This window comes from uncultured Campylobacter sp. (genome assembly GCF_938045535.1).
Classification (GTDB): Bacteria; Campylobacterota; Campylobacteria; order Campylobacterales; family Campylobacteraceae; genus Campylobacter_B.
Window position 1 is genome coordinate 1 of the sequence record NZ_CALIMQ010000029.1, and the last position, 7873, is coordinate 7873.

Annotated in this window: 12 protein-coding genes and 1 pseudogene; 3 read left to right on the forward strand and 10 right to left on the reverse strand. The window is 44.1% G+C overall.

Annotation, left to right across the window (positions count from 1 at the left end; translation table 11 throughout):
- The 9 genes and pseudogenes from Q0095_RS01165 to rpsJ all read right to left on the reverse strand — a co-directional run.
- Positions 1–119, reverse strand: a 119-nt coding sequence (locus Q0095_RS01165) for a ribosomal protein L16 (protein ID WP_297880607.1), incomplete at its 3' end; no start/stop codon positions are given.
- A gap of 2 nt (positions 120–121) precedes the next feature.
- The gene (gene rpsC / locus Q0095_RS01170) at positions 122–817 is read right to left on the reverse strand and encodes a 30S ribosomal protein S3 (RefSeq protein ID WP_005868997.1); all 696 of its coding nucleotides are present in this window, start codon (positions 815–817) and stop codon (positions 122–124) included.
- A 21-nt stretch (positions 818–838) separates the two neighbouring features.
- A pseudogene (gene rplV / locus Q0095_RS01175) lies at positions 839–1150 on the reverse strand (50S ribosomal protein L22); the annotation flags it as partial.
- Positions 1151–1159: 9 nt separating this feature from the next.
- Positions 1160–1441, reverse strand: coding sequence for a 30S ribosomal protein S19 (gene rpsS / locus Q0095_RS01180; RefSeq protein WP_005869002.1), 282 nt, complete (start codon positions 1439–1441; stop codon positions 1160–1162).
- Positions 1442–1443: 2 nt separating this feature from the next.
- Positions 1444–2274, reverse strand: a complete 831-nt coding sequence (rplB, locus tag Q0095_RS01185; RefSeq protein ID WP_297880593.1) for a 50S ribosomal protein L2 — start codon at positions 2272–2274, stop codon at positions 1444–1446.
- Position 2275: 1 nt separating this feature from the next.
- On the reverse strand, positions 2276–2557 hold the full coding sequence (locus Q0095_RS01190) for a 50S ribosomal protein L23 (RefSeq protein WP_291938598.1): 282 nt from the start codon (positions 2555–2557) through the stop codon (positions 2276–2278).
- Between the two features lies 1 nt (position 2558).
- On the reverse strand, positions 2559–3173 hold the full coding sequence (gene rplD, locus Q0095_RS01195) for a 50S ribosomal protein L4 (protein WP_297880597.1): 615 nt from the start codon (positions 3171–3173) through the stop codon (positions 2559–2561).
- On the reverse strand, positions 3170–3748 hold the full coding sequence (gene rplC, locus Q0095_RS01200; protein WP_297880599.1) for a 50S ribosomal protein L3: 579 nt from the start codon (positions 3746–3748) through the stop codon (positions 3170–3172). Before rplC ends, rplD begins: the two co-directional genes overlap by 4 nt.
- An 11-nt stretch (positions 3749–3759) precedes the next feature.
- Positions 3760–4071 carry a 30S ribosomal protein S10 gene (rpsJ, locus tag Q0095_RS01205; protein ID WP_005869011.1) on the reverse strand — a complete coding sequence of 104 codons (312 nt, stop codon included), beginning with the start codon at positions 4069–4071 and terminating at the stop codon, positions 3760–3762.
- A gap of 279 nt (positions 4072–4350) precedes the next feature.
- On the opposite strand from rpsJ, the gene Q0095_RS01210 reads away from it, so the two are divergent.
- The 3 genes from Q0095_RS01210 (at position 4351) to Q0095_RS01220 (ending at position 6371) form a co-directional block, all read left to right on the forward strand.
- Complete coding sequence (locus Q0095_RS01210; RefSeq protein ID WP_297880602.1) at positions 4351–5682, forward strand: hypothetical protein; 1332 nt, start codon at positions 4351–4353, stop codon at positions 5680–5682.
- 82 nt (positions 5683–5764) lie between these two features.
- Positions 5765–6100, forward strand: coding sequence for a hypothetical protein (locus tag Q0095_RS01215; protein WP_291938606.1), 336 nt, complete (start codon positions 5765–5767; stop codon positions 6098–6100).
- Positions 6101–6206: 106 nt separating this feature from the next.
- Complete coding sequence (locus Q0095_RS01220) at positions 6207–6371, forward strand: hypothetical protein (RefSeq protein WP_291938608.1); 165 nt, start codon at positions 6207–6209, stop codon at positions 6369–6371.
- Positions 6372–7078: 707 nt separating this feature from the next.
- Here the strand turns inward: Q0095_RS01220 and dapF are convergent.
- Positions 7079–7873: diaminopimelate epimerase (gene dapF, locus Q0095_RS01225; RefSeq protein ID WP_297880605.1), on the reverse strand; the 795-nt coding region annotated here is incomplete at its 5' end.

A 7873-nucleotide genomic window follows, 5' to 3' on the forward strand; every position in this document is an offset into this window, starting at 1 on the left:
CCCGCCTCTACCGCTTTGATACCGAAATCGCCGAACGTCAAGGAATTTCCTCTCGTCGCATAGCCGCGATTGCGACCTTTCATCATCTTGCGGTATTTTGTTCTTTTTGGCATCAACATAACTATTTACCTCTTCTTGGTCTGCGTGTTTTTTTAGGCGCATCATCGGTCTTTTCGGCCTGGATGCCTTTTTGTAAAATTTCACCCTTAAAGATCCAAACCTTAATGCCGATATTACCGTAAGTCGTATGTGCTTCGGCAAAGCCGTAATCGATCCTAGCCCTTAGAGTATGGAGCGGAACGCGTCCCTCCAAATACCATTCGGTTCTAGCCATCTCAGCGCCGCCTAAGCGACCTGCGACGCAAATTTTAATTCCCTTTGCGCCTGCTTTTTGAGCGCCTTGGATGACTTTCTTCATAGCGCGGCGGAATGCAACGCGGCGCTCCAACTGCATGGCTACGTTTTCCGCAGCCAAAAGTGCGTTCGAGCCTACTTTGCGCTCCTCTTTGATATTGATGGCTATGTCTTTATTGACTAGCTTAACGACTTCGCTTCTTAAATTTTCAACCTCGCCGCCTTTTTTCCCGATGATAATACCCGGTCTTGCGGCTACGATCGTTACGCGAATTTTCTTAGCCGTTCTTTCGATCAAAATTTGGCTAATTCCCGCATAATAAAGCTTAGCTTTTAAAAATTTGCGGATCTTGTAATCCTCGCCGATACTCTCGGAAAGCGTCGCTTTAGAAGGAAACCATCTAGACTCCCAATTTCGATTAATTCCTAATCTTAAACCGATCGGATTTACTTTCTGTCCCATTTACGCTTCCTTCTTACTTGGTTTCGCTACTTCGACGATGATGTGCGAAGTAGGCTTGCGGATACGGCTAGCCGTACCTCTGGCGCGCGGACGAAATCTCTTAAGCACCGGACCTACATCCACTCGGCAGCTGGTAACTACGACCTCTTCAGGCTCAAAGCCGCCGTTTGCGACCGCACTTGAAATCGCCGTAGCGATATATTTAGCGCCGCGATTAGGCGTAAATTCCAAAGTAGCAAGGGCAAATTCCGCATTCATGCCTTGAATTTGTTTTGCGATAAGTCTTGTTTTTGTCGGCGAAAGGCGAACAAATTTAATAGTTGATTTACTCATATTCTATCCTTACTTGCCGATCTTTTTCTGCACGGAGCCTTTGTGGCCCTTGAAAGTGCGTGTAGGAGCGAACTCGCCTAATTTATAACCGATATGATGCTCGGTGACGTAAACCGGGATAAAATTCTTTCCGTTATGAACGTTAAACGTAAGTCCGATCATCTCAGGCACGATCGTGCTTCGTCTCGACCAAGTCTTGATCGGTTTATTATCGCCGGCTTTCTTTGCCGCAACGACTTTTTTCATTACGTGATCATCTACGAAAGGACCTTTTTTTAGCGATCTAGCCATTTTTATTTTCCTTTCCTTCTTGAAATTATAAGCTTATCGCTCGCTTTTTTATGGCGAGTTTTATAGCCCTTTGTCGGTTTGCCCCACGGAGTTACTGGATGGCGACCGGAGTTTTTCTTACCCTCGCCACCGCCGTGCGGGTGATCGACCGGGTTCATCGCAGAACCTCTGGTTTGAGGGCGGATACCTCTGTGGCGGTTGCGTCCGGCTTTACCGATGACGACGTTTGCCCACTCTTCGTTACCCACTACGCCGATACTGGCCATGCACTCTGCAAGCACTCTTCTCATCTCGCCGCTAGGCAGACGTAAAATGACGTATTTTTCCTCTTTACCCATAAGCTGAGCATAGCCTCCTGCGCTACGTGCCATTTGAGCACCTTTGCCCGGTTTTAACTCGATATTATGCAGGATAGTTCCCACAGGGATATTTTTCATCTTCATCGCGTTACCGGGTTTAATATCCAATCCACCCTCGGCAGCGGCTACTACGTCGCCCACATTAAGATCGTTAGGTTTGATTATGTAGCGCTTCTCGCCGTCTGCGTATGAGATCAGCGCGATACGGCAGTTGCGATTCGGATCGTATTCGATCGCCTCGACCTTGCCAGCAACGCCGAATTTATTTCGCTTAAAATCGATGATTCTATAAAGTTTAGCAGCTCCTGCTTGTTTATGGCGGCTGGTAATGCGACCGTTATTGTTCCTTCCGGCTGCGGCAGGAATTTTAACAAGCAAACCTCTAACGCTAGCTTTTGCAGTGATATCCTCGCTGCTAAGCCCTGTCATAAATCTTCTACTTGGAGTATAGGGTTTATAAGTTTTAATCGCCATTTTACGCCTCCACGCTTTCTAAGCTTGCACCCTCAGGTAGTTTGACATAGAATTTCTTCACATCATTTCTAACGCCAGTTCTGCCTTTAAATCTTTTTAATTTGCCGTCCTGTCTTAAAGAATTTATCTTTAGCGGAGTGATCCCGAAATAGTTCTTCAAAACGCTCTTTAGTCCGTTTTTCGTAACCGACGGGCTAGTTTGGATAACGACCACGCCGTTTTCTTGAAGACCGAGAGACTTTTCCGTATAAAGGATCGTTTTGATATCTGTTATATCTGCCATTTTAGTCCTCTTTCACTATTGATTCAAATGCCGCTTTTTCGAATACGACCGAGCCGTAAACTGCGATTAGGTAAGCATTGACCTCGCTTGCATCGACGACATAGCAATTCTTAAGATTTCTATAGGCCAAAAGAGTTTGTGCGTCTAGCTCGTTTTTAACGATCAGCGCATCTCTAACGCCCAGTTTCTTAATAAAATTTGCCGCATCTTTAGTCTTGCCGCTTTTTAGTTCTAAATCGTCGAAGATAAAAATTTTACCCTCATTTGCTTTCTCATTGATAGCAAATTCCAGCGCAAGGCGTTTTTGCTTTTTATTGACCTTCTGCTCGTAATTTCGCTCGTTAGTCGGACCGAATGCAACCGCGCCGCCTACCCAGACGTTAGTTCTGGTTGAGCCTGCGCGTGCGCCGCCGCGACCCTTTTGTCGCCAAGGTTTTTTGCCGCCGCCGCTAACTTCGGCGCGAGTTTTAACCTTCGCCGTGTTTGCGCGAAGCGAAGCAAGGTAAGATTTGACGTACAAATATAGATTGTGCGAATTGACTTCCGAAAATTTCACAGGGATTTCAATTTCGCTTGCTTTTTCTAGTTTTTCGTTAAGCACGCTTACTTTACTCATTTTACTATCCTTATTCTGCCCATTGCGCCGTTAAATCCAGGAACCGAGCCTTTAAGCACTAAAATTTTATTCTCGGCGTCGAAGCTTACGACCTCGTTTTTAGCGGTGATCGTTTCGTTTCCAGTGTGTCCCGCCATCCTCATACCGGGCTGAACGCGACCGGGCCACTCGCAGTTGCCAATAGAACCAGGCCTTCGGTGGAAGCGGCTACCGTGCGCTGCAGGACCGCCCGCAAAGCCATGGCGCTTAATAACGCCCTGATAACCCTTGCCCTTGGATCTGAAGCTTACTTTTACGATCTTCGCTCCGCTCAAAACATCTAAATTTTGATCGCCAAGCTCGGCATTTTCTAAGCTTAGAGTCGCAAATTTATTAAATTCCTTGCTTAGGCTATATTTTTTTTGAATTCCGGCGATAGCTTTGTTATGCGCTTTGCCGTCTGCGTAGGCTACGATAGCTTTTTTCTCATCGCAAACTTCGCAAATTTTGGTATTGATAAGTCGCAAAAGCGTCACGGGCGTGCTGCTCGTGTCGATCGTCCTACTCATACCTATTTTTTCTACGATATATTCCATTGTTTTACCCCTTATTTGCCCATCGCGTGAACTTCGACGTTGACTTCCGGAGCCAAATCAAGCTTAGTTAGCGAATCAACCGTATCTGGCGTAGCCGCTACGATATCTAGCATACGAGCGTGAATTTTCATCTCAAACTGCTCTCTGGAGTCTTTATTTACGTGCGGAGATCTTAAAACGGTGTAGCGTTTAATCTTCGTAGGCATCGGCACGGGACCTCTGACGTCCGCACCTGTTCTTTTTACGGCTTCAACGATAGCCGAAACTGTGCGATCTAAAACTCGATGGTCATAAGCCTTGAGTTTTAACCTAATTTTTTGCATCACTTTTCCTTAATAAAGAACTTGTCGCAACGCGCGACCCTTTGTTTCAAACAAAAGACGCACATTATATAAAAGCGCTCCGGTTTTGTCAAGAAAATAGCCAAATTTTATGGAAATATTTCCTTTTAATAAGGAAAAATATATAGAATTTCGAAAATTTTTTAGAGTGTCGGAAATTTTCAATACAAAAATTTTAGATAAATTTGAAATAGATATAAAAATTTCATAGGATTTTTCAGATTTATTTCCTTTTAATAAGGAAAATTTTAAAATACTCGCATGAATGATCTGAAATTTTTTTACGAAAATCCGCCGGAATTTGCAGGCTTTATCCCGCGCAAAAGAGGTATCGGCTCTGCCAAAACCATAATCTACGGAGTGCTAAATTCCGGCAAAAGCGCCGTGCTGAAAAATGAAATTTCAGAGCTTAAAAAAGATGAAATTTTGTATCTAAATTTAGCTGATCTACGCCTTGAGGATATGGTAGCAGGTGGCACGATCGTTGCGGCCAAAAATAGCGCAGACAATATAAACGGCAGCGAAGTAAATGAGAATGAAATAAGTAGAGAGACTACGCTCGATGCAGATATTTCGGATATAGATGAATTTTACTGCGCCGCCATAAAAAATACAGATACAAAAAATGAAAGCGCAAACAGCTTAAACAACGCAAAAAATGCGGAGTCAGGTGGCATAAAAAACAGGAGCGAGAATTTCTTTCGCGAGATCAAGAAGTTTTTGACGGTCAACGAGCAAATTTCATCGCTTTTTTTAGATAATTTTAGTAGCGCCAATTTTGAAATTTCATCACTTCAAAGCTTCGCCGAGGGGCTAAATTTAAAGCGTTTTATCATCTCTACGCGCGATAGAGAGCTTATTCTGCCAGGCTTTGAGCGGCTTGAGCTTTTGCCGCTTTCGTTTGAGGAATTTATCGCCTTCGACAAGCGCCACAACGAGATAAACTCGATGATTTCGGCGTTTTTAGCCCAAGGCGGCGGCCCAAAAAACCCCTTCATGGCCCCCGCCGAAATTTTAGAATTCGAGCAGGGGCTGCTTACGGCAAACTTTAGCCGCACGGAAATTTTAATCCTCAAAGAGTGCTTAAGCTTCGTTCACACCGCATTTAGCGCAAATAAAATTTACACCGCGCTAAAGCCGCGCATTAAGATCTCTAAAGACGCCGTATACGGCACTATCGCCAAACTTGAGCGGGAAAATTTCATCAGATTTTTAAGCAAGGCGGGCGAGCCTGCGCGCGCAAAAAAGCTATATTTTTCGCATTTTAATATGCGCGAAATTTTAACGAGTAAAAAGGTCTTCTCGAAAAAATTTGCCAACGTCCTTTTCTGCGAGCTTTTGGGGTTAAATACGCCGATTTTTTACACAAAAGAGCTGGATTTTTACCTGCCTGCTCTAAAGATGGGGGTTCTCGTCATTCCTTTCAGCGACGCGGACATTATCTTTTTAAAATTCCGCAAAATTTTAAGCGTGCTCAAGAGACTCGGTATCACGAGCTTAAAAGTCGTTTCTATGGCAAACTCCGGCAGGCTCGAGATTGAGGGCATCCGCTGCGACGTCATACCCTTTCACGAATTCGCGCTTAGCTTCTGATTTATTGACATCTCATATCATAAAATACAAATTTTATGATATAATTTTGGTAAACCCATATCAATTACATAAAGGGAAGCCGATGATCAAATTAAAAGACAAACTCATTTATGAAACGCTAAAACTGGTCGAATCACAAGGTAAAGGGGGACTTTTATGTCGCAATAAGCAAAGCGATGCGGAGTTTATGAGTCCCGTAAACGAATTCGCAGCTGCGAGTGGGCGCAACTACACCTCGGTCAAATCGACTCTTGATATAATTCATAAAAACTGGGGCTATCTGCAGCGCGAAAGCATTAAGGACACGGGGCTTGATGCGGGCAAGGCGTCGAAGATTTTCATCTACCGCCTATGCGAGTCAGGGCGAAGCTTTATCGAAAAATACGAAAAGGCGCTCGTCCAAAACGCCGACAAATAGCCCAAAATTAAAAATTTTAAGCGCCAATTAGATAGAATTCTTTAATTTCACGTAGCGCGACAGAATTTCATTTTTATGCGACTCGCCTTAAAAAAAGGAGATGAAAATGCTGGATTTTATAGTAAAAATGTTCGCATGGAAAGCTGAGTGGGAGGTAAAAAAGGAATATGACAAAGAATTTGGTGATCTATCCTCCATGCGCTCAATCTTGCGCTTTATAATACTTCTTGTCATACTTGGCATTTTGATTAAATTTCAATTAAGCGTATGAAAGATACATTTTTAGATATTGCGCTCGTTTTATTTGGCATCGTCATGCTTGTCGCGATACGACAAAAATCTTTATTAAAATTTATAATTTTCGTCGTGATTTTAGCGCTCGCCAGAGAGTTAATCATCAGGCTTTATGCCTAGCTTCGGCGAAACCGACGCGGATGGAATTTAAAATTTAAACGACAAAATGACGGTTCGGCAGAATTCGGCGGGCGCAAATTTTAAATTTCGCCGTAACCACACTATGCTTTTATCGTCGTTAGTAAATTCTACCGTGCTTCAAGAATTGCCGCATCTACAAATCCAGCCTTATCGTAAATGATAGATTTTACCCGCAGCGAGGATTTGCGCTTGATGCCGCGCTTTCTGCTATCAGTGGCGGAATTTCGCTCGTGCAAATGCGACGGAATTTCACTTGTGCGAACACGGCGGATTTTTTGCGGTGGCAGCAAAAATTATAAACCGAATGAGCGGGCTAGAGCGTAAATTTATAATACTAAATTCCGCAAAAGCCTAAATTAGCGCAATGCAAGTGCAGAATTCAATCAAAAAATTTCAAACTTAGTAGTAAAATTCCGCGCACCAAAATTTTAAAATTTTATTTCATAAAATTCCGAGATTTAGGAATTAAATTTTGCAGTGAAGCTACAAATTTTACCTCAAAATTAAAATTCTCGCGCAAACCGGCTCAAAATTTCGCCCTGCCTACTCCACGTATCCGATAAATTCGCCATCGAAAGTATGCCTAACGTCGCCGCGAAAGTAAATTTTGCCTCCATCCCCTAAGCGCAAATTTAGCGTTTCACCGCTTGCAGGTATCACGCGGATGTCGGGAGCTAGCCCCATATTTTCGACGCCTGCGATGAAGCATGCTGCCATCCCCGTACCGCATGCGAGAGTTTCTGCCTCTACGCCACGCTCAAAGGTGCGCACTTTTAAAATTTTGCTTGCGAGGCGGCTTTGAACTAACGCATAATTAACGTTAGCGTTATACTTTTCGCGCAGATCACGGGCCAATGCGGCATCGAACTCATTTAAATCACTAACAAAAGTTACCAAATGCGGCACTCCTGTGTTATAAAAATACCACGTTAGCCCTGCCTCCTCAAAGCTCTCGCCCAGGCGCTTAGGACGAGTTAACATTACCTCGACGTTAGCTACTAACGCGTGAGCGTTAGGGCGAAGATTGAAAATCTCACCGAAGCTTACATTGCGTAGCTCGCCGCGCATACTCTCGCTCAAATTTCCGCCGAAAATACCGAAAATTTCGCCGCTAATTACGCCTGCGCCGCTTAGGAATTTCATACTCTGCGCGGCCAAGAAATTCTCATACGCATACATGCATACCGCTCGCGAGCCATTGCCACACATATCGGCGGTGCTGCCGTCGCTATTATAAAATTCCCACTCGAAATTTATCCCCTCGATACCGTTAAATTTCGGTAGCACGACGATGAGCCCGTCAGCGCCTACTCCATCGCGCCTATCACATAACTCGCG

What these genes read in the sequence shown, in the direction of transcription:
- Q0095_RS01215 (WP_291938606.1), top strand. Translation starts at nt 5,765, where the DNA reads ATGATCAAATTAAAAGACAAACTCATTTATGAAACGCTAAAACTGGTC.
- rpsS (WP_005869002.1), bottom strand. Translation starts at nt 1,441, where the DNA reads ATGGCTAGATCGCTAAAAAAAGGTCCTTTCGTAGATGATCACGTAATG.
- rplB (WP_297880593.1), bottom strand. Translation starts at nt 2,274, where the DNA reads ATGGCGATTAAAACTTATAAACCCTATACTCCAAGTAGAAGATTTATG.
- Q0095_RS01190 (WP_291938598.1), bottom strand. Translation starts at nt 2,557, where the DNA reads ATGGCAGATATAACAGATATCAAAACGATCCTTTATACGGAAAAGTCT.
- rpsJ (WP_005869011.1), bottom strand. Translation starts at nt 4,071, where the DNA reads ATGCAAAAAATTAGGTTAAAACTCAAGGCTTATGACCATCGAGTTTTA.
- rplC (WP_297880599.1), bottom strand. Translation starts at nt 3,748, where the DNA reads ATGGAATATATCGTAGAAAAAATAGGTATGAGTAGGACGATCGACACG.
- Q0095_RS01210 (WP_297880602.1), top strand. Translation starts at nt 4,351, where the DNA reads ATGAATGATCTGAAATTTTTTTACGAAAATCCGCCGGAATTTGCAGGC.
- rpsC (WP_005868997.1), bottom strand. Translation starts at nt 817, where the DNA reads ATGGGACAGAAAGTAAATCCGATCGGTTTAAGATTAGGAATTAATCGA.
- rplD (WP_297880597.1), bottom strand. Translation starts at nt 3,173, where the DNA reads ATGAGTAAAGTAAGCGTGCTTAACGAAAAACTAGAAAAAGCAAGCGAA.
- Q0095_RS01220 (WP_291938608.1), top strand. Translation starts at nt 6,207, where the DNA reads ATGCTGGATTTTATAGTAAAAATGTTCGCATGGAAAGCTGAGTGGGAG.